General features: G+C 69.7%; 20 protein-coding genes, 1 tRNA gene and 1 pseudogene. 8 read left to right on the forward strand and 14 right to left on the reverse strand.

Features of this window, described 5'->3' with window-relative positions; genetic code table 11:
* Positions 1 to 15: 15 nt before the first annotated feature.
* From HCA58_RS06165 to HCA58_RS06175, 3 genes are read right to left on the reverse strand one after another with little or no spacing between them, the layout of a single operon-like run.
* Positions 16 to 1,491, reverse strand: a complete 1,476-nt coding sequence (locus HCA58_RS06165) for a PP2C family serine/threonine-protein phosphatase (RefSeq protein WP_169596789.1) — start codon at positions 1,489 to 1,491, stop codon at positions 16 to 18.
* Positions 1,488 to 1,976 (reverse strand): FHA domain-containing protein, encoded by a 489-nt coding sequence (locus tag HCA58_RS06170; RefSeq protein ID WP_169596790.1) that lies wholly within the window; start codon positions 1,974 to 1,976, stop codon positions 1,488 to 1,490. Before HCA58_RS06170 ends, HCA58_RS06165 begins: the two co-directional genes overlap by 4 nt.
* Before the next feature lie 6 nt (positions 1,977 to 1,982).
* Complete coding sequence (locus tag HCA58_RS06175) at positions 1,983 to 2,813, reverse strand: DUF3662 and FHA domain-containing protein (RefSeq protein ID WP_169596791.1); 831 nt, start codon at positions 2,811 to 2,813, stop codon at positions 1,983 to 1,985.
* Between the two features lie 228 nt (positions 2,814 to 3,041).
* Here HCA58_RS06175 and HCA58_RS06180 point away from each other — a divergent pair.
* The 3 genes from HCA58_RS06180 to HCA58_RS06190 all read left to right on the forward strand — a co-directional run bounded on the left by HCA58_RS06180 (position 3,042) and on the right by HCA58_RS06190 (position 5,102).
* A tRNA-Leu gene (locus HCA58_RS06180) sits at positions 3,042 to 3,127 on the forward strand.
* Between the two features lie 65 nt (positions 3,128 to 3,192).
* Positions 3,193 to 4,308, forward strand: a complete 1,116-nt coding sequence (locus HCA58_RS06185; protein ID WP_205807742.1) for an NAD-dependent epimerase/dehydratase family protein — start codon at positions 3,193 to 3,195, stop codon at positions 4,306 to 4,308.
* Positions 4,305 to 5,102 carry a WecB/TagA/CpsF family glycosyltransferase gene (locus HCA58_RS06190; RefSeq protein WP_169596793.1) on the forward strand — a complete coding sequence of 266 codons (798 nt, stop codon included), beginning with the start codon at positions 4,305 to 4,307 and terminating at the stop codon, positions 5,100 to 5,102. The genes HCA58_RS06185 and HCA58_RS06190 overlap by 4 nt, the downstream gene beginning before the upstream one ends.
* Positions 5,103 to 5,158: 56 nt before the next feature.
* Here the strand turns inward: HCA58_RS06190 and HCA58_RS23360 are convergent, their stop codons facing one another.
* On the reverse strand, positions 5,159 to 5,713 hold the full coding sequence (locus tag HCA58_RS23360) for a proprotein convertase P-domain-containing protein (protein WP_346775895.1): 555 nt from the start codon (positions 5,711 to 5,713) through the stop codon (positions 5,159 to 5,161).
* A pseudogene (locus tag HCA58_RS06195) lies at positions 5,708 to 7,033 on the reverse strand (S8 family peptidase); the annotation flags it as partial. The gene HCA58_RS23360 and the pseudogene HCA58_RS06195, both read right to left, overlap by 6 nt.
* 216 nt (positions 7,034 to 7,249) lie before the next feature.
* On the opposite strand from HCA58_RS06195, the gene HCA58_RS06200 reads away from it, so the two are divergent.
* Positions 7,250 to 7,858, forward strand: coding sequence for a hypothetical protein (locus HCA58_RS06200; protein ID WP_240955570.1), 609 nt, complete (start codon positions 7,250 to 7,252; stop codon positions 7,856 to 7,858).
* Here the strand turns inward: HCA58_RS06200 and HCA58_RS06205 are convergent.
* The 3 genes from HCA58_RS06205 to HCA58_RS06215 all read right to left on the reverse strand — a co-directional run bounded on the left by HCA58_RS06205 (position 7,823) and on the right by HCA58_RS06215 (position 9,505).
* A complete protein-coding gene (locus HCA58_RS06205) occupies positions 7,823 to 8,227 on the reverse strand; it encodes a hypothetical protein (RefSeq protein ID WP_169596795.1) in 405 nt (134 codons plus the stop codon). The genes HCA58_RS06200 and HCA58_RS06205 overlap by 36 nt on opposite strands.
* A 205-nt stretch (positions 8,228 to 8,432) precedes the next feature.
* Positions 8,433 to 8,654, reverse strand: coding sequence for a DUF397 domain-containing protein (locus HCA58_RS06210; protein WP_093409203.1), 222 nt, complete (start codon positions 8,652 to 8,654; stop codon positions 8,433 to 8,435).
* The gene (locus tag HCA58_RS06215) at positions 8,630 to 9,505 is read right to left on the reverse strand and encodes a Scr1 family TA system antitoxin-like transcriptional regulator (protein ID WP_169596796.1); all 876 of its coding nucleotides are present in this window, start codon (positions 9,503 to 9,505) and stop codon (positions 8,630 to 8,632) included. The genes HCA58_RS06210 and HCA58_RS06215 overlap by 25 nt, the downstream gene beginning before the upstream one ends.
* A gap of 444 nt (positions 9,506 to 9,949) precedes the next feature.
* Between HCA58_RS06215 and HCA58_RS06220 the strand changes: the two genes are divergently transcribed.
* Entirely contained in the window at positions 9,950 to 10,237 is a 288-nt protein-coding gene (locus HCA58_RS06220) for a hypothetical protein (RefSeq protein WP_169596797.1), read from the forward strand.
* Between the two features lie 117 nt (positions 10,238 to 10,354).
* Positions 10,355 to 10,798 (forward strand): hypothetical protein, encoded by a 444-nt coding sequence (locus HCA58_RS06225; RefSeq protein ID WP_169596798.1) that lies wholly within the window; start codon positions 10,355 to 10,357, stop codon positions 10,796 to 10,798.
* A gap of 9 nt (positions 10,799 to 10,807) precedes the next feature.
* On the opposite strand, the gene HCA58_RS06230 is transcribed toward HCA58_RS06225, so the two are convergent.
* Positions 10,808 to 11,575, reverse strand: coding sequence for a PASTA domain-containing protein (locus tag HCA58_RS06230; protein WP_169596799.1), 768 nt, complete (start codon positions 11,573 to 11,575; stop codon positions 10,808 to 10,810).
* 99 nt (positions 11,576 to 11,674) lie between these two features.
* Positions 11,675 to 12,364, reverse strand: coding sequence for a PASTA domain-containing protein (locus tag HCA58_RS06235; RefSeq protein WP_169596800.1), 690 nt, complete (start codon positions 12,362 to 12,364; stop codon positions 11,675 to 11,677).
* A gap of 121 nt (positions 12,365 to 12,485) precedes the next feature.
* Here HCA58_RS06235 and HCA58_RS06240 point away from each other — a divergent pair, with 121 nt between their 5' ends.
* Positions 12,486 to 13,922, forward strand: coding sequence for a hypothetical protein (locus tag HCA58_RS06240; RefSeq protein ID WP_169596801.1), 1,437 nt, complete (start codon positions 12,486 to 12,488; stop codon positions 13,920 to 13,922).
* 25 nt (positions 13,923 to 13,947) lie between these two features.
* Here the strand turns inward: HCA58_RS06240 and HCA58_RS06245 are convergent, their stop codons facing one another.
* Entirely contained in the window at positions 13,948 to 15,426 is a 1,479-nt protein-coding gene (locus tag HCA58_RS06245) for a glutamate--cysteine ligase (RefSeq protein WP_169596802.1), read from the reverse strand.
* A gap of 324 nt (positions 15,427 to 15,750) precedes the next feature.
* The gene (locus HCA58_RS06250) at positions 15,751 to 16,332 is read right to left on the reverse strand and encodes a YceI family protein (RefSeq protein ID WP_169596803.1); all 582 of its coding nucleotides are present in this window, start codon (positions 16,330 to 16,332) and stop codon (positions 15,751 to 15,753) included.
* Between the two features lie 104 nt (positions 16,333 to 16,436).
* On the opposite strand from HCA58_RS06250, the gene HCA58_RS06255 reads away from it, so the two are divergent.
* The gene (locus HCA58_RS06255) at positions 16,437 to 16,988 is read left to right on the forward strand and encodes a MarR family transcriptional regulator (protein ID WP_169596804.1); all 552 of its coding nucleotides are present in this window, start codon (positions 16,437 to 16,439) and stop codon (positions 16,986 to 16,988) included.
* A 265-nt stretch (positions 16,989 to 17,253) separates the two neighbouring features.
* Here HCA58_RS06255 and HCA58_RS06260 read toward each other — a convergent pair whose 3' ends face one another.
* A complete protein-coding gene (locus tag HCA58_RS06260) occupies positions 17,254 to 19,731 on the reverse strand; it encodes a helix-turn-helix domain-containing protein (protein ID WP_169596805.1) in 2,478 nt (825 codons plus the stop codon).
* 169 nt (positions 19,732 to 19,900) lie between these two features.
* Positions 19,901 to 21,055: an acyl-CoA dehydrogenase family protein gene (locus tag HCA58_RS06265; RefSeq protein ID WP_169596806.1), complete on the reverse strand. Its 1,155-nt coding sequence runs from the start codon at positions 21,053 to 21,055 to the stop codon at positions 19,901 to 19,903.
* Positions 21,056 to 21,101: the final 46 nt, after the last annotated feature.

The following is a 21,101-nucleotide window of genomic DNA, read 5'->3' on the forward strand; positions in this document are numbered from 1 at the left end:
GGTGGGATCCGGCGCCTACTCGGGCGACCGGCAGGCCGCCGGATCGACCGTGGGCGTGAAGGTGTCGACCGGAGGCGCGTCGGGAGTGCTGTCCGGTGCTACGGCAGTGGCGTCGGACGGCGTACCCGTGGCTCCGGCCTGCGGTGCCGCCGAGACGCTGCCCACCTGGCTCGGCGATCCCGCCGGAACTCCCGGCGACTCCGCCGGTTCACTCGGCGTCGGGGACGGTGTGGTCACCGCCGTGGGCGTCGGGCTCGGTGTCGGCGGGCATATCGGTTTGAGGTTCACGTTGGTCGGACTGTCCATGGTCAGCTCCGCCAGTCGCCGCTCCGCGTCCGGCTCGCTCTTGGCCGGGATGCCCTGTTTCACCTGCTCCTGGGCGGCCAGCGTGAGATCGTCCAACTGGGCACCGCTCTCGGAATGCACGTTGGAGAGGTCCATCCCGGCGATCTGGCCCTGGATGCCACGGAAGACGGCCACCTGGCCGTCCTTCGTCGCGCCGACGTAGTACTGACGCTGCGTGTAGCTCCAGCCGGCGAAGGCCCCACCGCCGACGATCACCAGCAGGGCGGTCGTCATCGCGAGCGCACGCAGTGGCCGTCGGCGTGCCTCCGGCTCGTCGTCGCTGCTCGCGCTGGACTCGTCGGGCGTCGCCGGCCGGGGTGCGGAGAGCGCCGAGGCACGGGCCGCCGGGGTGGAGACGTCGGCCGAGGTGGCCATCCCCCGGTCCCGGGCCGCCGCGCCGCCGACGATCGGAGCCGCCTCGACGATGTCCCGGTCGGTGGCGTCGGCGATGATCACGGTGATGTTGTCCGGACCGCCACCGCGCAGGGCTAGCTGGACGAGCCGCTCGACACACTGCTGCGGGTCCGTGTACTCGCGCATGGTTTCGGCGATGGTCTCCGCGCTGACCACTCCGGAGAGCCCGTCGGAACAGATCAGGTACCGATCGCCGGGCAGCACCTGCCGGACGGAGTACTCCGGGTCGATGTCGCGGCCGTCCAATGCCCGGGTGAGCAGCGAGCGCTGGGGGTGACTACTCGCCTCCTCCGGGCTGATCCGGCCCTCGTCGACGAGCATCTGGACGTAGGTGTCGTCCTTGGTGATCTGCGCGAACTCTCCGTCGCGCAGCAGGTAGGCCCGCGAGTCACCGATGTGGACCATGCCCAGCTTGCTGCCGGAGAACAGGGTCGCGGTGAGCGTGGTGCCCATCCCCTCCAACTGGGGGTTGGCCTCCACCGTCTCGCGGAGTTGTTGGTTGGCGGTGCCCACGGCGGAACGGAGCGCGTCGACCAGGGCGTCGCCCGGGACGTCCTCGTCCAGTGGCGCCATGGCACCGATGACGATGTTGCTGGCGACGTCACCGGCGGCCATACCGCCCATGCCGTCGGCAACGGCGAGTAGCCGCGGCCCGGCGTAGACGGAATCCTGATTACCGTCTCGGATCAGACCGCGGTCGCTGTGGGCCGCATAGCGCAGGGTCAGAGTCATGGCCGTAATTCGAGAGAGGTGCGGCCGATCCGGATCGGCACGCCGAGGGGAACGGGGGTTGGTCCGGTGACCTTAGCGCGATCCAGGTACGTCCCGTTAGTCGAACCGAGGTCCTCGACGAACCATTGCCCGTCGCGGGGTACGAGCCGGGCGTGTCGAGCGGACGCGTAATCGTCGGTGATGACGAGGGTGGAGTCCTCGGCGCGACCGATCGTTATCTGCGCCTCACCCAGAGTGATCCGGGTGCCGGCCAACTGGCCTGCGGTCACCACCATCTGGTGTGCCGCCCGCCCCCGCTTCACCTTAGCCGGCTTGGCCGTCGCCTGGCCCGTCGACGCGCCCACCGCGCGGGGCGCGGCCACGAGCCGACCTGAGCGGGCCCCGGCGAAGAGGTCCCGGCGGATGACACCGACCACCGTGAACACGAAGATCCACAGCAGGACGAGAAAACCGAACCGGGCGACGGTGATGACGAGTTCCGGCAAGGCGGATCAGCCGTCCACGCGGAAGGTCAGGGTGGTCGTGCCGAGCTGGATCATGTCACCGGGGTTCAACGCCACGGCGGAGACCCGCTGGCCGTTGACCATGGTGCCGTTCGTCGAACCGAGATCGGTCAGGACGACCTGACCACCGTCGAAGTCCAGTCGGGCGTGTCGCCGGGAGATACCGACGTCCGGCAGGCGCAGGTTGGCCTGGTCACCACGACCGATCACGGTCGAGCCCATCTGTAGCGGATAGGTGCGGCCGTCGCCGGAGACCAGTCGGATGTTGCGTCCGCCGCCGTGTCCCTGGGGCGGACCGTAGCCGCCACCCTGTTCGTAGGACGGGTAGCCGGGGGGGCCCGCGTCGTAGCCGGACGGGCCGGCGTCGTAGCCGGACGGGCCGGCGTCGTAACCGGGCGCCGAAACCGGGGCGACGTCGCCGCCGGTGTAGACCTCCGCGGTGACGCGGAACATCCCGGTGTCCAGTCCTTCACCGCGCTCGATCTCGACGATGACGTCTCCGTAGACCGTCCAGGCCTGCTCGCCGATGAACTCCGCCTGCGACTGGGCCAGCTCCTGGGCCAGCGCGGCGGCGTACGGCGCCAGCCGGCTGTGGTCGTACGGGGAGAGATCGATCACGTAGCGGTTGGGCACCAACGTGCGCCCACCAGCGAGGATGGCCTTGTGTGCCTCGGCCTCCCGCTGCATGGCGTTGAGGATCTCCACGGGGTGAACCACCCCTTTGAAGACCTTGGCGAAGGCCCCTTCGACCAGGCCTTCCAGACGCTTCTCGAAGCGTTGCAGCACGCTCACCGGCTCCTCCTCGGGTTCCGAGGACATGATGGTATCCGTCCAGAGCGCACGCAGCTCACACGCCGCTCGGCCGGCAGGCCGCGGCCTGTTCGGACGGCCTCTGATTGTCGTGCTACTCTTTCGTCCGCCACGAACGGTAACCGCTGCGAGCAGCGAAAGCCATTCGCGGCGGTAAACAGGGTCGCGTAGCATGGCCGGGGCACACCGACGACTGGTGGTGTCCGGTTCAGATGACGCTGATCCAGGTAAGGCCACGGGGAAGTGGCGGAATGGCAGACGCGCACGGTTCAGGTCCGTGTGTCCGAAAGGACGTGGGGGTTCAACTCCCCCCTTCCCCACCACCGGTCGAGGGCCCCGCGGAATGCGGGGCCCTCGCTCTGTATCCGGGCGCGCCGACCGTCACGCTATGCTCCGATGGTTTCTGCCTCCGACGCACCAGGAGTGGCATGTGAGTGTCGCATTCGTGACCGGGTCGGGCGGGCTGATCGGCTCCGAGGCGGTCCGGCACTTCGCCGGCCTCGGTCTCGACGTCGTCGGCATCGACAACGACATGCGGCAGGAGTTCTTCGGCGAGGAGGCGTCCACCGCCTGGAACGTCCGCCGGCTGACCGACGAGCTTGGTGAGGCCTACTCACATCACAGCATCGACATTCGGGACCGGGGGGCACTCGGCACGCTTTTCGGCCGGTACGGCCGGGACGTGGCCGTGGTGATCCACACTGCGGCGCAGCCCTCGCACGACTGGGCGGTACGCGACCCGTTCACCGACTTCGACGTCAACGCCGCCGGCACCCTCAACGTCCTGCAGAGCGTCCGGGAACACTGCATCGACGCCCCGGTCATCCACTGCTCCACGAACAAGGTCTACGGCGACCGGCCGAACAGTCTTCCGTTGGTGGAGCTGGACACCCGCTGGGAGATCGAACCCGGCCACCCGTACGAGCAGGGCATCCGCGAGGACATGTCCATCGACGCCTGCCTACACTCGATCTTCGGCGCCTCGAAGGTCGCGGCGGATGTGATGGTGCAGGAGTACGGCCGCTACTTCGGCATGCGGACGGCCTGCTTCCGGGGCGGAACGCTGACCGGGCCGGCGCACTCGGCGACCGAGTTGCACGGCTTCCTCGGCTACGTGATGCGGGCCAACATGGAGCGCCGCACCTACAAGATCTTCGGCTATCAGGGTAAGCAGGTGCGGGACGCCATCCACAGCTCGGACGTGGTCTCCGCGTTCGAGGCGTTCTTTCGCGCCCCCCGTTCGGCCGCCGTCTACAACCTCGGCGGGGGTCGGCACTCGAACACCTCGAACCGGGAGGCGTTCACGCTGGCCGAGCAGATCACCGGCCAGGAGATGATCACAGAGTACGTCGAGGCCAACCGGATCGGCGACCACAAGTGGTGGATCGGCTCCAACGAGGCGTTCCAGGCCGACTACCCGGACTGGAAACAGGTGTACGACGTACCAATGATCATGCGAGAGATCTACGAGGCCAACGTGGACAAGTGGGTGCCGGGAGCATGACCAAGAAGAACGTACTCGGTGTCCTGGTCGACGCCACCGACTACGCCGGTGCCACCGAACAGGTGGTCGCCGCCGCACAGGAACGCCGACCGCTGGCACTCACCGCGCTGGCCGTGCACGGCGTGATGACCGGCGTGCTGGACCGGGCCCACAACGCCCGACTCAACTCCTTCGACGTGGTCACCCCGGACGGTCAGCCGGTGCGCTGGGCGCTCAACCTCCTGCACCGTGTTGGGCTCGCCGACCGGGTCTACGGCCCGACGCTGACCCTGCACGTGCTCTCCCGCTTCGCCGACGAGGGGCTACCTGTCTACCTGTACGGCTCGACCGAGGAGACCCTCACCCGGCTGATCCCGGCGTTGGAGCGGATGTTCCCAGCGCTGAAGATCGCAGGCGTGGAGGCGTCCAAGTTCCGTGGCGTACAGCCCGGCGAGGAGAACGAGATCGCCGACCGGATCAAGGCCAGCGGTGCCCGACTGGTCCTGGTCGGGCTCGGCTGCCCTCGGCAGGAGATCTTCACGTACGCGATGCGTCCGTTACTGGACATGCCACTGATGGCGGTCGGCGCGGCCTTCGACTACCACGCCGGGTTGCTGCGCCAGCCGCCACCGTGGATGCAGCGCGCCGGGTTGGAGTGGTTCTGGCGTCTCGGCCTGGAGCCCAAGCGGCTGTGGCGACGCTACGTGATCCTGAATCCCGCCTACCTGGGCCGCCTGTTCGCTCAGAAGGCCGGGCTGTGGAAGGCCCGGCCACCCGCTCCGGCCACCGAACGGCTCACCGAGTTCGCGGTCTGACCCGCAGAGCGACGGGCCCCGGCGTCCCGCCGGGGCCCGTTTCCCGTACCGGACTGTCAGAGGGTCAACGTCCAGGTGTTGATGTAGCCGGTGTCAGCGCCGTAGACGTCGCGGACCTGAAGGCGCCAGGTGCCGTCCGCCGCCTCGCTGGACAGGTTCACCGGGTACGTGGCGTCCACATTGTCCGCGCCGTCGAAGATGCTGCTGTTCTTCAGTCGGTAGGACGAGCCGTCCGGCGCGAGCAAGTCGATGACCAGGTCACCTCGGTAGGTGTGCACGATGTTCACCGCGACGGTCGAGCTCGACGAGGCGTTCCGGCCACAGCCGGAGATCGTGATCGAGCTGGTCACCGCCGAGCCCGCGTCCGGGATGGCCACGTCGGTGCCGTTGGTCGCGGAGCAGCCCCCGCCGCTGCCGCCGGTGACCGTCAGCGTGTACGTCGCGCTTCTGGAGCCGGAGGCCGCGGTACCGGTGACGGTCACCGGGTACGAGCCAGCCGGCGTACTGGCCGAGGTGTCGATGGTCACTGTGGACGAGCCGCCGGAGGTGACGGAGGCCGGGCTGAACGAGGCGGTGGCCCCGGACGGCAACCCGCTGGCCGAGAGGCTCACCGACTGGGCGGAGCCGTTCGTGGTCGCGGTGGTCACGGTGGCGGTCGCCGAACTGCCTGCCGTGACCGAGCCGGAGGTCGGCGAAATCGAGACCGAGAAGTCGTTGGTCGGCGGCGGAGTGCTGCCATTGACCACGTACAGCAACCGGTTCGGGGTGCCCGTGCCGACGTTCGAGATCACGTTCGGGGTGGAGTTGCCGACCAGATGGTCCCGGACCTGCTGGGGAGTCCACGACGGGTTGGCCGAGAGGACCAGCGCCGCCGCACCGGCGACGTGCGGCGAAGCCATCGAGGTGCCGCTGATGGTGTTCGTCGCGGTGTCGTTCGTGTGCCAGGCGGAGGGGATGCTCACGCCCGGGGCGAGGATGTCCACACAGGTGCCGTAGTTGGAGAAGCTCGCGGCGGTGTCGTTGCTCTGGGTGGCACCGACGGTGATCGCCGGTGCGGCCCGGGCCGGCGAGTAGTTGCAGGCGTTCTGCCGCTGACCGAGGATGTTGCCGTTGCCGGCTGCCACCGCGTACGTCACACCGGAGTCGATCGAGTTGATGACCGCGTTGTCGACTGCGGTGTTCGCCCCGCCGCCGAGGCTCATGTTGGCCACGGCCGGCTTCACCGCGTTGGCGGTGACCCAGTCGATGCCGGCGATGACACCGGCGTTGGTGCCGCTTCCGGAGCAGTTCAGCACTTTGACCGCCACCAGCCGGGTCGCTTTGGCCACGCCGTACGCCGAGCCGCCGACCGTGCCGGCCACGTGCGTGCCGTGACCGTTGCAGTCGGTGTTGTTGGAGTCGACGGTGTTGGTGCCCCAGGTCGCCCGCCCGCCGAAGTCGGAGTGGGTGGTCCGAATACCGGTGTCGATCACGTACGAGGTCACATTCGTGGCCGTGTCGGGGTAGGTGTACGAACTGTCGAGTGGAAGGTTCCGCTGGTCGATCCGGTCCAGACCCCAGGACGGGGGGTTCGTCTGGGTGTCCGCGAGGGAGACGACGTGGTTCTGCTCGACGTACGCGACGGCGGGGTCTGCCGCGATCCGGGCCGCAGCTCGTGCGCTCAACCGCAACTCGGCACCGCGGACCGCCGCGCTGTAGGTCCGCGCCGTATGCCCGCCGTGCCGGCGTAGCAGCCGGTCCACCGAGGAGTCGACGGCCGCCCGGCTGACCTCGCTGTCCTTGAACACCACGATGTAGCTGCCTTCGACGGCGGTCGCGCCGCCGGTGCCCCGGACGGTGCCGACCGGCTCGGCCGCCATGGCGGGCGTGGCTGACGCCACCATGGCCAGCGTGGCCAGGCCGACGAGCACGGATCTCTTCGGAAGAGCCATCTTCCCTTACCTCCCTCGGGTCGGCATCGGCCGTCCACCTGCTCGGGGCAGGCTGATCGATGGACGCCGATCACCGTGAGAGTAGTTGCACGTGTGCGGACAGTTGAACATGTCGGATCCCCCATAACACCGGCGAGATGGTTCCCCTACGGGGCCGGGTACGGGACGAACCGGGGGCAGGTCCGGATTCGACGCCCGGAAATCCGGGCAAGGCTGATGAACATGCAGAGCCATCTCGCCCTCCTGCTTCCGGTGGCCGCCGCCTGGTGGACCGCCGGCTATCTCGCGGACGGGCTCCCCCGCCTGAACCACGCTCGCGAGTTGCGCCAGCGCACCGGCTGGCTGCTCGCGCTGACCCTGACCGGGCTCGGCCTGACGGTGGCGCTGCCGATCGCCGGGCTGGGCACCGTCGGGCCGAGCCCGGTGGACGATGCCGCCGACGGGCTGGTGTTCGCCGCCGTGCCCGCGCTGTTGGTGGCCGGCAGCACGGTGCGCCGGTTACGGCGGCTGTGGGCCGGGGCGGGAGCCCTGTCCGTCACGGCCAGGACACCGGCACCGCACGGACTGCGTGCCGCCGCCGCCCACCCACTTGTCGGACTGCCGCTGCAGGTGACCGGCCTGGCACTGCTACCGGCGGTGATCATGGCGAGCGGTGCCGGCCGGTTCCTCGGGTCCTCGGCGACCGGGCCGGTCATCACTGTCGCGGTGCTGGCCGTGGCGGCGATCGCCGTACGCCACGCGCTGCGGCACAGCCACTTCGCCGAGCGGGCGATGCCGGAACGGGTGTCGTCACCGCGCCCGGCCGCCAGCGCCCTGCACGTATAGCAGCTCCAGGATCGCCCTGGTGGCCTCGAACCACCGGTCGAGCCAGCCAGGGGGCGGCACGCTGCCCTTCGGTGGCAACTCCAACAGCAGGCCCCGCAGCAGCGGATGGTCCACGAGGGAGCCGTCGTCCACCGTCGACCAGCCGCCGGCCGGGAAGGACGGTTCGGTGAGCGGGTTCGGGTCCAGCGACGGCAGGGTGAGCGGCGACGGTGGCTCGGTCGCCACCGGGGTCTCCCGGCCCGCGTGTTCGGTCTCCGCCGACACCACCTCGGTCAGTACGGTGTCCCGCCGGGCTCCGCGATACTTGCCGCCGAACCGCTCCGGTTTTCCCGGACCGTTCGTGAGGTTCTCCGACCCGATACTCGTCATCCGTCTCGCCTGCCTCACTCGGTTACCCGCCCTGCCGGGGGGATGTCGACCAGCGCGTACCGAGAGGTACAACGACACGGACCCGATGTGGCGACGGCAGTGGGTGGAGCACCCGCCGGCGCCTGCCGCGCCGACAGGTCACGACAGCCGGATCCCCGCCCGGCCGCTGGCCGGGCGGGGATCCGTCGTCACCGTCCCCTGGTTGTCAGGCCCGGGGGAACGCGCCGTCCCTTGTGCTGGCGACGAAAGCGTGCCAGTCGCCCGGCGCGAAGACCAGGGCCGGTCCGGCCTTGTCCTTCGAGTCACGGACGCCGACCGCCCCGGTCACGTACGCCACCTCAACGCAGTTGTCACAGTTCGGCCCGCTCTTCGAGCTCTTGAACCATGTCGCCTGCGCCAGGTTCACGGAGAATCCTTGCGTCGCCACTTCCACAACGGCTCCTCTGCCAGTCTCGCGATGTACTCCACGGACTCCTCCGGACGTCTGGCCGCTGCTCGAATGTGATCGAAGATGAAGCTGTACTTCTGTAGTTCGTCGCTCTTCTCCAGGAAAAGCCCACCCGTGGCGTTCTCCGCGTACACGACATCCGGATCACCGGGTTCGGGGAAGCTGAGGATCGTGAAGGTGCCGTCCATGCCGGCGTGCGCCCCCACCTCGAACGGCAGGACCTGAAGCGTCACGTTCGGCTGCTGTGCCACCTTCACCAACCGCTTGAGCTGTTCACGCATAACCGCGTCCCCGCCCACCGGACGGCTCAACACCGCTTCATCGAGCACCACCCACAGATCTGCCGGATCATCCTGGGTCAACAACGACTGACGGCCGAGTCGGACACGCACCCGTTGCTGCACCTGCTCCGAGCTGAAATCGGGGCGGGCGGCGCGGATCATCGCGCTGGCGTAGTCCTCGGTCTCCAGCAGCCCCGGCACCACCTGCTGCTCGTATGCACGGATCGAACTGGCCGCCGCCTCCAGGCCCACGTACGCCCCGACCAGCACCGTGCTGTAGGGATGCCACCAGCCCTTTTGCCGCGCCTCACGGGCGATCTGCACCAGCTCGTCACTTTCGGCGCCGACCACTCCGTAGATGCGGAGCATGTCCCGCACGTCCCGGGGCGTCGCGGTGGTGTGGCCCGTCTCGATACGCGAAACCTTGGAGGCCGAGCACTCCAACTGCTCCGCCACCGCCTCGATGGTGATCCCGGCGACCTCCCGCTGGCGGCGCAGTTCCGCGCCGAGCCGGCGTCGGCGGATGGTCGGGCTGCGCCGCTCGCTCACCTGTCACCTCTCCGCTTCGCGCCGCTCGACCGCCCGCCCACGGCGCGATCCTCCCGGCGAGCGTTCGCGGCGTGGGGTGGTTGCGGTCCTCGGCCGGCCGCGGCGGGCGAAACCGGCTCTCAGTGTGCCGCTCGGGTGGCGACGCATTCAAGCGCCGTTTCGTGCGAGCCCCTCACGTATAGGCAAAAGCCGACGTGCAACTTGCATGAAGCACACTCCTGATGCAGTCTGTCCGTATGACCCGGGTTACTTACCGTCTCCGATCCGTCTCCACGAGTGATCTTCACCGTGGAGAAGTGGGTCACCGGGCAGCAGTTCCGTACTGAACCGACGGATCGCGCCACCGACTCCGGCCCTCGAGACACGACCTCGTCACCGAAGTCGAACGAACCCCCATCATCCCCAGCCGGCCCTTCCCGCCGGCCGACCCTTGCAGGAGCCCATGTGCTTCCCCGCTCTGGTGACGTACTGCACGTGACACGCGCGGCGAGTGTCCAGTTCCACAGACCCATCCTGTTCCGGGTGATCCGGGTACTCGACCGGCCCACCTACGACGGCTGGCTCTGGCTCGAAGGCTACGAGTTGAACGCGGCGGGGGACGCGGTCAACCGTCGTTCAATCTTCGTCCAGCGCGCCGGTCTGCAGCAGGTCCAGGCCGCCCCGCAGCAGCGTCCACACACCGTACGATCGGCGCGCCGACCAGGCGTACGGATGCCGGTCAGAGTGCACTGAGCATCTCGAATCTCAGGTGAAAAGGATTCGGTGGGCATGCCGCCGGCATAGAATCGGTATGCCCACCCCGGCATTTCTGTAACCCCGTGCCGCCCGGACCCCAAACCTGGGATGGCCATGGTCAACGTGTCCGCGCGGGAGCCACGCCGGCCCCGCATCGCCCACACCTTCGGACTCCTGGCGCTTCTCGGCGCCGTCACCACCGTTGTGGTGCTGGGTCACGATCCCGCCCTGTCGTCCACCCGGCTGGCCGAGCCCGTACCGGCCCCGGAGATCACAGTCGTGGAGAGTGAGCCAGTCGAGCCGGACACCACATCCGACAGCGTCTGGGACGGCTTCACCCACGACGGCTTCTTCGGCCAACCGGCCGACCGCACGGCAGACTCCACCGGCGGTTCCGGGCAGCCCACGCACCCGACCGGTCAACAGGTGCCGGTCAGGGCCACGGGTCACGGCACTGCAGAGGAACTCCGCCGGTCGCTGTTCTGGTCCGGGGTGTTCGGCTTGGCGATCTCCCTCGCCGGCCTGGGGCTGGTCGGCACGAGACGCCGCATGTGGTGAGCCGGGCGATCAACTCGTTGGGCTGACCGTGGCGGTCGGCCCGGTGGTCGGCTCAACCGTCGTCGGCGATGGGCTCGGGCTGGCGGCGACCACCAGCCGGACCTCGTCGCCCTGGTCCACCAACTCGCCGCCCTCCGGGTCGGTGGCGATGACAGTCCCCTCGGGCTGGTCCGACGGCCGATACTCCACCTGATAGTCGAGGCCGAGCCCGTCCAGTGCCGCCTGTGCCGCGGCCTCCGGTAGACCCACGAGCGGCGGCACCGGCACCTCGACGGGCGCGGGACTCGTCGTCGGTGCCGGTGAGGGAGACGCGCTGGTCGGCGACGGCGAGACGGTGGTCGGTGGAGCCTGGGTGCTGGGCGAGGGTGACTCCGGTGCCGGCCCGTCGCCGTCCAGCCCTCGGCGGGCCAACCAGAACCCACCCCCGATCAGGCCGAGCAGAAGCAGCAGGAGGACGCCCCAAAGGATCGGCAGCCACCACGGGCGCCCCGGCTGCTCGTCGGCGTACCAGTCACCACCGGCCGGCTCACGGTCCACGCCCGGCCGGACCGAGGGGACCTCGGCACGCCCGGACCACGCCGCCGGACCGGAACGCTGGCTAGGGGGCAACGGCGCGGTGGCGTCCGCCGGCTCACCGACCGTACGGTCCATCGGCGCCGTCTCGTCCGGTGCACGTCCGAGTGGTGCGGTCTCGTGCGGGTCGGAGCCGGACGGCGGGATCGGTCGGGTCCGGTCGTCCGGTTGACCGTCGGTCGGCTCCTGGCGGTCGTGGCTCACGGCACGTCCTTTCCGCCGATCGGGCGGGCATCAGGCCCCTCGACGGTCAACCTAGCGGTTCTGCCGCCCATCGGTCGGCATCAGCGTGTCGGGTGCGCGTCACGGCACCGGAGCGCTCGGGTCCGTGCTCGGCGGCGTACCGCACCAGATCTGCACCACGTCGTTCCACCTGCCGACCGTCCCGCCCGGCGGTTGCTGCGACGTGACCGCACCGGAGCGCCCTGCGGGATAGCGGGGGAAGAAGCCGTCATCGACGAGTTCGTCTCCCGCGTCGTTACAAGCCGCACCGGTTAGGTCCGGTACTTCGTTGGGCGGCGCGGCTCCAGCTACGTTGATCTTGACGGTGACACCACGCCGCACCGGCGTGCCCGGGGCCGGGTCGGTGCTGCGGACGTTGGAACCACCGCCGCTTCCGAAGACGAGTTGCCAGCCCAGTCCCAGGTTCCGCAACTCCTCCCTGGCCTCCTCGAAGTCCGCGCCGACCAGGTCCGGAACGGTGAGCCCGGTCGGCCGCGCCGGGCTGGGACTGCTACTCGGCTTGGCCGGGGTGCTCGGCGCCGGTCGTTCCGCAGGCGGCGAGGTCCGGACGGCGGGTGTCGGGGTGGGGGTACCGGTCGCGACAGACGTCACCGGATCCGGTCCTGCCCGGTCGCCGGCGAGCACCCAACCACCGGCCGCTCCGACGATCGCGAGCAGTACGGCACCAGCCCCGCCGCCGACGACCAGTCTCGTCCGGTCCGGGGTGTTGTCACCACGCGCCGGCCACCCGTCCGTGGTCCCGTTCGTCATCCCGCCCACCGCCTCATCCCCCGCGACCTTAGCGAGCGGGGCCAAGCACTGTCCGTAATCATTGCCGGTCGATGCCGCGCACGACTCGCCGCACCGACCACAGGACGTTACGCTGCCCCGCATGGCCAGACAGGGCTGGGGAGGATCGATCGCCACCGCCGCCGGCGTTGCAGCCGGTGCCGGTGCCGCCCAACTGGGCTTCGGGTACGGCCTGGGCATTCTCAACTGGGTGCCTCCCGAGGCGACCGCCGGCACCGCGGCCTGGGTGGCCAGCCTCATCTGGGCGACCTGGATCGCCGCCACGTCGACGATCTTCGGTGCGGTCTGCGCACAACGACTGCACCATCGCCGTCGGGCCGCCTCCGACAGCCCGACGCCAGTCGACGGGTCGCGCACCTCCGACGCCTCGACCCCGCCGTCCGGCACCGCAGCGCCGGCCGGTCCAGCTTCGGCGACCGGGGCGACGTCGGGCGGCACAGCTGCCTCCGTCGACGAACCGCCTACCGCCACCGCCGAGCAGACCGGTGGCGGGCTGTGGGGCATCGCGCTGGCCGTGGCCGCCGGCATCGGTTCGCTGATCACCGTGTTGCTGGTCGCCGTGCCGGCCCGGGTCGCGGTGGTGCCGGACACGCCATCCCCCCGGGACATGGCCGCCGGATACGCGGCGGTCGGCGTACTGATCGGGACACTTGTCGCGATCTGGGTGCTGCGGTGCCGCGCTGCCGCCACGAACGTCATCGCCACCGCCAGCTGGCTCTGGCTGCTCGCGGTCATCGCCGTGGTCGACTCGGTGCTCGCCGGTCGCGGACTGACGACTGCGCAACTCGGCATCTGGCAACTCAGCTCGGGCAGCGACCAGTTCTGGATCCGGGACTACTTCTACTGGCCCGGTGCGGTGTTGTCGCTCGGTTCGGCACTGCTGGTCGGCGTACTGGCCGCCCGCAGCGGGGTCCGGGCAGCCGACCGGCGGGTCGGTGCCACCGTATCGGGGGCCGCGGGACCGCTGCTGGTGGCCATCGCCTACTTCCTCGCCGTGCCGAGGCTCACCTCGATCAGCCCGGAGCAGGTGTCCGCTCATCTCACCGCCCCGTACGCGGTGATCGTCGGCGTCGGCGGTTCGGCCCTGGTGGCGGCGCTCGCCCAACGATCGGCCCGGGTGGCGCGGAACCGGTCCAACGGTCCGCATACCGCCCCGGCGCTACCCCGGCAGCGGGTGGGAGACGGGGACGAACTCGCCCGCGAGTCCGAGCCGCAGGCACGTCGGGATGCGTCGAGCACCGGCCGGCCCGGTAAGGCGGCCGGCGGCGGAGCGACGCAGGTACGCACGTCGGCGGCGCCGAAATCCACCACAGCACAACCGGCGGCGGTCAAACCGGCAACGCCGAAGTCCACGGCACCGCGACCGACCGCATCGAAGTCCGCGGCGCCGAAACCTGTCGTGTCGGGGTCGGCTGAGGACGGTGAACCTGGTGCCCCGCCGTCCGTGGCGTCGACCGGAGATGACGAGACACCGGATGGCGCAAGCCGCCGCCCTCGGCAACAACGGCGTAGCCGTTAGTGCTGGTCCGGCCCGGCCGGTCGACTCAGTCGAGTGGCCAAGTGTGCACCGGCTCGTTCGTGCACTGAAGTTGCGTGTAGCGCTGGAGCATGTGGTGCAGCGCGGCCCGGCGGTCCAGACCGAGGTGCCGCTCTGCCGCCCACACGGTGGCGGTCTGCCAGACCGCGCCGTTGCGTCCGGTGCGACAGCGTTGCTCGATGATGCCGAGCAGTCGGTCCCGGTCGGCTGCGGCGACGCCGAAGCCGTCGAGGCCGGCTGCGGCGAGCGGAAGCAACGTGTCGAGCACGAGGGTGGTCACCGGCACGTCGCCCTGCCGGGGCCAGTGCACGACCGCGTCCATGCCGCGGCGGGCGGCTGCGTGGAAGTTCTCCTCGGCCGAGCTGAAGGTGAGCTGGCTCCAGATCGGCCGGTCGGCCTCGGCCATACCCCGGACAAGCCCGAAGTAGAAGGCGGCGTTGGCCAGCATGTCGACCACGGTCGGACCGGCCGGGAGCACCCGGTTCTCCACCCGTAGGTGCGGACGGCCGTTCATGATGTCGTAGACGGGCCGGTTCCACCGGTAGACGGTGCCGTTGTGCAGCCGCAACTCGGCCAGTTCGGGAACGCCGCCGGCATGGAGGACCTCCACCGGGTCCTCACTCTCGCAGATCGGCAGCAGCGGCGGAAAATAGCGGACGTTCTCCTCGAACAGGTCGAAGATCGAGGTTATCCACCGCTCGCCGAACCAGACCCGGGGCCGTACGCCCTGAGCCTTGAGCTCGTCCGGTCGGGTGTCGGTGGCCTGCTCGAACAGGGCGATACGGGTCTCCGACCAGAGCTGCCGGTCGTAGAGGAACGGCGAGTTGGCACCCACCGCCACCTGGGCGGCGGCGATCGCCTGCGAGGCGTTCCAGTAGTCGGCGAAGCTGTCCGGCGCCACCTGGAGGTGGAACTGGAGGCTGGTGCAGGCTGCTTCCGGCGCGATCGAGTCATTGTATGTGCTCAGTCGCTCGACGCCCCGGATGTCGAGCTCGATGTCTTCGCCCCGGGCTCCCACTATCTGCTCGTTGAGCACCCGGTAACGCTCGTTCGTGGAGAGGTTCTCCGCCACCAGGTGTCGCTCGTTGAGCGTGGGCAGAATGCCGACCAGAACGATCCGGGTTTCCGACCGCGCCGCGCGTCGGTTGGCCCGGTCGAGGCTGGCGGAAAGATCACGCTCGTAGTCGGCGAAGCCGTTGCCGGATATCAAGCGTGGGTTGGCGTTGAGTTCCAGGTTGAACTGCCCGAGCTCGGTCTGGAACGACGGGTCGGCGATCGCGGCGAGGATCTCCTCGTTACGCATGGCTGGTTCAGCGGCCGGGTCGACCAGGTTGAGCTCGATCTCCAGCCCGGTCATCGGCCGGTCTGCGTCGAAGCCGAAATCGTCCAGCATCAGCGCGAACACGTCCAGGCAGCGCCGGACCTTCTGCCGGTAGCGGACTCGATCCTCACGGGAGAAAGCGGCTCGATCGACGTCCCTGCCCATGCTTCCTCCCGGCGCGCGGCGCCACGGAACGGTGCCGGTCCGCAGCGCACTGTGAACCTTACTCGTTGGGAGCGCCGAGCCCGGCAGTGCGCGGATCGGTCCACCAGCGAGGTCAGCCCGGGCGTGGCTGTCCGTCGCGTCGGTCCGACCAGGTCGGTCGCCTCTGCTGGAGTATCTACCCAGCCGCGCCGTCTGTTTCCCGGTGATGTCCGACGAACAAGTTGTGACAATTTGCACCAGTGGTCGGCGGACCGCAAGTGGCACCGCCCGGACGGCCGACAGGCCCGCACGGTGCGGGCGCGCGGGCCTGTCGGAGCGTACGGATCAGGACTGCCGGATGGCTTCGCCCTCGATCTCGATCTTCACCTTCTTGCCGACCAGGACGCCGCCCGACTCCAGGGCGACGTTCCAGGTCAGGCCGAAGTCCTCACGATCGATCTCGGTGCTCGCCGAGAAGCCGAAGATGTCCTGACCGAAGGGGCTACGGCCGACGCCCTCGAACTCCACCTTGAGATCGACCGGACGGGTCACGTCCTTGATGGTCAACTCGCCGGTCAGAACGAGCTCGTTGCCTTCGTGCGACTTGACACCGGTGCTGCGGTACTCCAACGTCGCGAACTTCTCCGCGTCGAGGAACTCGGGGCTGCGCAGGTGCGCGTCCCGGTCGGCCTGCGCGGTGTTGATGCTGGCGGCCTGGATCGTGGCGGTGACCGTGGACTCCAGCGGCTCCTCGGCGATGGTGATCGTGGCACTCGCGTCCGCGAACTCGCCACGGACCTTGCTCACCATCATGTGCCGGGCTACGAAGCCGACCCGCTTGTGCGCCGCGTCCAGCAGGTAGGCACCGGCCGCCGGGATGGTGAGGCCGTCCCATTCGCGGGTAACCGGTTCGGTGCTGCTGGTCATGAGTAACTGCCCTCCGGGAGAATATCGTTAAGTAGCCCAATGGCTGCGTCGGCAACTATAGCCTCAGCAATATTCCTTCTGTCAAGTATTGGTACGATGGACCCGTGGAAGCGAACACGTTCGACGACCCTCGGATCACGGCAGTCGGCCTGCTCTTCGAGGTGCACGCCGGGCTGGCCGCCCGATTCGCCGCCCAGCTGGAGAAGCACGGTCTGTCACCTGTCGAGTTCGAGGTGCTGACCAGGCTCACGAGATCACCCGCCAACCAGCTACGGATGACCGATCTCGCCGCCCAGACCTCACTGTCCACCAGTGGCGTCACGCGGGTCGTGGACCGGATGGAACGTGACGGACTGATCACCCGTCGTGCCTGCCCCTCCGACCGGCGCAGCTCGTACGCGGTGATGACGACCGCCGGTCTACGCCGGCTCGACGAGAGCCTGCCCGGGCATCTGCAGCTCATCGAAGACTGGTTCACCGGGCAGCTCGACCCGACCGCACTGGACGCCCTGCTCGACGGCCTGCGCCGGGTACGTGATGCCGTACACCCCGGTGCGACCGCCGGCAGCCGGTCAACCGCGCCGGGTGAGGCACCGGCCGACTGCGACGAGCAGGGGGCCGAACCGCACGGATCGGGCGACCCACCGGGCCGATGACGCACCGCCGCACCGCGCCGCCACCGCCCTCGACAACTCGCGGACCCTGCGTGTGCCCGAGATCATACGAGGGTCACGACAGCGGCAGAAAGACCGGCAGAACCACCAGATCAATCGTCGGTATCTACTCAATCCGGACGGGCCGGCCGGCAGCACATCGCTAGTCTCGCAGCAACGGGGGCACCGGCGCGGGCGACGAGCGAGGGGTGTCAACAGGGGGCTTCCTCGCCCGCGCCATCCCCGCCGCCGGTGGCCGCGCGAAGCCTCACCACCCGTCCGCTGTCGAGCCGTCGCGGGACACCGACAGCGCGGAGAGTAGTTCCTCCTCGTGTCTCAGCAGCCGGACGCCGCCCTCCCGGCAGGCCACCGACAGACGATCGAGCACGCCCGCGTCGGAGCTGCTGACCGCCAGACCCACCAGAGCCTCCACCACCGTGCGTCGGTCCCGCCCGGTCTCGTCGGGCTCTGCCGCCGCCGCGAACCACTCCACCGCGGCTTCCCGGTCCCCCCGATGCACTGCCAGGTACCCCTCGACAAGAGCGCCAGTGCCGTCGAGTGGGCGCAACTCGGCGAGCACCTCGACAGCTTCAGCCGCCCGACCGTCCTGGGCGAGCGCCAGACCCAGTGTCCCCAGCACCTGACGCCGACCACGCGGGGTGCTTAGGTCACTGACAGCCGTCAACGCCCGGCGAGCCTCGTCGACCGCGTCGGAGTACCGGCCCTCCAGGCGGAACACCTCCGCCACGGTGCCCCGAGCCAGCATCCGCAGCTGCTGCTCCGCGCACTGGCCACCGAGCCGGTCCACCACGGCGAGCCGGCGACGTGCCGCGGCAAGATCGCCCTGTCTGATCTCGTGCCACGCCAGCTGATGCTGCGCGATCGCCATCTGGCAGGTCAGGCCATGCTCGGTGGCCACCGCCAGCACCGCCTCCGCCTGCTCCCGCGCAAGGGCCGGACGTCCGGTCATCGCCAGCAGGACACCCAGCACCGTCCGTGCCTCCAACTCGCCCGGCACGTCGCCGAGCTGACGGAACTCCGCCAACGCCGCGCGGGCCGTCGGCAGCTCGGTCGCGGCCGCACCATGCTCCCCGGCCAGCATCGCCACACCGATCGCGGCCCGTGCGCGCAGGCCCGCGTCGGCGTCGGCAGTACGCGGATCGGCAAGCAGGCGAAGCAGCCACTGCCGGCCGGTCACGTCCCGCCCGCGGAGCCGCCACCACCGGGGCAGACTCACCGCGAGGCGCAACGCGGTCAAGGGATCGTCGACCGCCGCGTACATCAGTGCCGAGCTGATGTCGCCGGTGACCTCGTCGAGACGGTGCGCCGCAGCGTTGGCACCGGAACCCGTCCACCCTGCTCCGCACCGCTCCACAAGCCGAGTCACCACCCGGGCGTGCCGCCGTCGGATCACCGTCGACTCACCGGCGCCTGACGCCTGCTCGACGGCGTAGTCCCGAACGGCGTCGACGAGCCGGAACCGGAGCGATCCACCACCTCGTACGCTCAGCAGCCCGAGATCCAGGAAGCGGTTCAGCAGCGGCACCGGATCGACGCCGGTACCGGCGAGCATCTCCTCTGCCAGCTCCACCGACCACCGGTTGCTGAAGGCGGCGAGCTGGCGCAGCGCCGCCCGTTCCTCGACAGCGAGCAGCCGGTAACTCGTGGCCACCGCGTCGCGCAGGGTCTCCACCACCGACGTGCGGGCCTCCTCGCCCGGTGGCCGCGCATCCCATCCGCTGTGCGCCGAGGTGTCCAGATCCAGGACCCGGTCGCCGTACCGGTCGAGCAGCTCGGTGAGGTCGAGCAGTCGACCGCGCGCCGCCATCAGCTCGATGGCCAGCGGCAACCCACCCAGCCGACGTACCAGTGCGGCAAGTGCCGGCAACTCGGCGTCAGCCGGGGGTTCCCGCCGTACCTGGGCCAGTCGCCGGGTGAACAACGTGACGGCCGGGTATCCCGAGAGGGCGGCCAGGTCCGCGTCGCCCGGCGGCGGCACCTCCAACGGTGACACCGGGCGCACCCACTCGCCTGGCAGCCCGACCGGATGTCGACCGGTGACCAGCACCCGCAGCGACGGCGCTGCGGCGACGAGCCGTCGCAGCGTACCGGCCACCGGGTCAGGTGACCGTTCCACGGCGTCCACAAGCAGCAACGCCCGACGGTCACCGAGCCGCGCGGCCAGCTCGGTGACCCGGGCCACACCGAAGACGGTCAGCACGGCGGCGAGCACGTCGGCCTCGTCCGACCCGGCACCGGTCAGCACACCGGCGACACCGCCGGGACAGGCCGGAGCGGCGGCGTGCACCGCCGCGAGCGCCAGCGCCGTCTTACCAACCCCGGCCAACCCCACCAGGCTGACCACCCGGGGACTACGCGGATCGGTCAACTGGCTGGTCAGTTCCGCGACGTCGTGTTCCCGGCCGACCAGCTCCGGTGGTGGTGGCAGTCCCAGTGGCGACTGCACCCCGGGCCGAGCCGCCGCCGGGCCGTTACCCCGGGCGGCGGCCAGGAATGTCGCGCGGGCGGGGCCGGTCAGCCCGAGCGCCCCGGCGAGCAGTTCGACAGTGGTGCGTTGCGGTCGGACGGAACGGCCACGTTCCAACTCGCGGACCGTCCGTACCCCGACTCCGGCACGGGTAGCCAGCTCAGCCTGGGTGGCGCCGGCAGCCAACCGATGTGCCCGCAACAGCTCCGAGAGACCCGCGTGCGACGGACCGAGTTGACGATCATGCCCGGGAGCCATGAGCACGGACAATACGGGCCAGCACCGACATCGGATACGGGATCGTCAGCCACCCGACGACGCCGTACCCACAGCCGCCTGTCACCGCAGTGGGCCTACGACAGTCGATGGGACCGGCAGGGCGTTCCTGGCCGGCACCGGCGGAGCCGGCCAGGAACCCGCCTCTGGCTCACATCCCCAGGTCGCGGGCAATGATCATGCGCTGCACCTCGGAGGTACCCTCACCGATCTCCAGAATCTTGGCGTCCCGCCAGAACCGGGCCACCGGGTACTCGTTCATGAAGCCGTATCCACCGTGGATCTGCGTCGCCTCTCGGGCGTTGTCCACCGCAACGGTGCTCGCGTGCAGCTTGGCGATCGCCGCCTGCCGCTTGAACGGCTCACCAGCCAGCATCCGGGCGGCGGCGTCGTAGTACGCGAGCCGAGCGGTGTACGCCTTCGTCTCCATGTCTGCGATCTTGAACTGGATCGCCTGGTAGTTGCCGATCGGCTGCCCGAAGGCATGGCGCTCCTTCGCATATTTGATCGACTCGTCGACGCAGCCCTGGGCGAGCCCCACAGCCAACGCGGCGATGGCGATCCGCCCCTCGTCGAGGATGCGGAGGAACTGGGCGAAACCCCGGCCGCGCTCACCGAGCAGATTCTCCGCCGGCACCCGACAGTCGTCGAAGGTCAGCTCGTGGGTGTCCGAGGCGGTCCAACCGACCTTGGAGTAGCCGGGCGCCACGGTGAAGCCGGGCGTCCCGCTCGGCACGATGATCGAGGACAGTTCCTTGGACCCGTCCGGCCGGGTACCGGTGACGGCGGTGACGGTGACCAGAGCGGTGATGTCGGTGCCGGAGTTCGTGATGAACGCCTTCGATCCGTTGATGACCCATTCACCGGTCGTGGCGTCCAGTACCGCCCGGGTCTCGGTGCCGCCCGCGTCCGAGCCGAACCCCGGCTCGGTCAGCCCGAACCCGGCCAGCGCCTCGCCGCTGAGCAGCCTCGGCAGCCACCGGGCCTGCTGCTCGTCCGTCCCGAACCGGTAGATCGGCATCGCGCCGAGCGACACCGCCGCCTCCAAGGTGATCGCCACACTCGAGTCGACCCGGGCCAGTTCCTCCAGCGCCAGGCAGAGAGCGAAGAAGTCGCCGCCCATGCCGCCGTGCTCCTCGGCGAAGGGCAGGCCGAACAGCCCCATCTTGCCCATCTGACGAATAATCTCGTACGGGAAGGTGTGCTGCTCGTAGTGCTCGGCGATGACCGGTGCGACCACCTCGCGGGCAAAGTCCCGCACGCTGTCCCGCAGCGCCTCGTGTTCCTCGGTGAGCCGGAAGTCCATCGGGTTCCTCCTGTGTGGACGACCCGTCGGCCGCTCGTGACGCCGG

It is taken from the genome of Micromonospora sp. HNM0581 (genome assembly GCF_012726175.1).
Lineage (GTDB): Bacteria > Actinomycetota > Actinomycetes > Mycobacteriales > Micromonosporaceae > Micromonospora.